General features: G+C 42.5%; 1 protein-coding gene. It reads right to left on the bottom strand.

The window, feature by feature from the left end; all coding sequences use genetic code 11:
- Nucleotides 1-170: 170 nt before the first annotated feature.
- On the bottom strand, nt 171-899 hold the full coding sequence (artP, locus tag R8269_RS25495; RefSeq protein ID WP_005483352.1) for an arginine ABC transporter ATP-binding protein ArtP: 729 nt from the start codon (nt 897-899) through the stop codon (nt 171-173).
- Nucleotides 900-1137: the final 238 nt, after the last annotated feature.

The raw sequence follows: 1137 nt of genomic DNA, 5'->3' as shown, positions 1-1137 counted from the left end.
TGATTTCATCTTGTGCCACTGCGTTTGCTGCCACGTTTGCAGAAATAAGGCCGATTAGTGAAGTTAGTAGAATCTTTTTCATTGCAATACTCCGTGTGTACGTCTTGGGCTGACACTCGCAATGACAGCCGAGCTTATCTGTTAGTTGACTGAACTTATTGGTGTTGTTTTTAGTGCTTTAGATAATCAGCAAACTGTGTGGTTTGCGGGTTAGCAAAAGCGTCGTGCGTACCATGCTCTACGATGTGTCCTTTCTCGAGGTACAGAACGTGGCTAGCAATCTTCTTAGCAAAATCGACCTCATGCGTCACTACGACTTGGGTGATGCCAGTTTCGCTTAAATCTTTAATAATCTTAACGACTTGGTTCGTAATTTCAGGGTCAAGAGCTGCGGTCGGTTCATCAAAAAGCAAGACTTCCGGTTTCATCATCAATGCACGAGCAATCGCCACACGTTGTTGCTGCCCACCAGAAAGCTGCATCGGCCATGCGTCGGCCTTGTCAGCCAAATGCAACGTAGACAAAATTTGCATCGCTTGGGTTTTAGCTTCTTCTTTATCCATTCCAGACACTTTAATAGGCGCTTCAATCAAGTTCTCCATGACCGTCATGTGAGGCCACAAGTTGTACTGCTGAAATACCATGCCCACTTTACGGCGAAGCGCTAAACCTTGCTTTTCTTTGATTTCAGCCGAGAAATCGAAGACGTCATTAGCGATGTTTAACTTGCCGTTATCCGCCCCTTCTAAAAGGTTTAGAACACGTAATAAAGAACTCTTCCCCGCGCCGCTTGGGCCCAGTAACACTAGCGTTTCACCGTTTTCACAATTGAAACTTACATCGTGAAGAACTTGTGTGTCACCGTAGGATTTGTTGATTCCGCTTACCTGAATACTCATGCTGCAATACCGCATTAATTGTCACTTGGCATTCATATTACCAACAAGGAGTTTTTATGCAATAAAAATGTATAAAAATTTAATTTGTTAACTTTTTGTATAAGAAACGAACAGCGATATAGAGAATATGACTGGTTTGATGAGTGTGGTTTTTACAGAATTTGTTGATCAAAAAGGCCAGCTTACTTGCTGGCACTTATCTAACCTTGCATATATCGATAACCCCAGAAAATTATGA

It is taken from the genome of Vibrio sp. Vb0667 (assembly GCF_033391095.1).
Note: the sequence above shows the minus strand (reverse complement) of the source record. Positions and strands in the feature narration are given on the sequence as shown.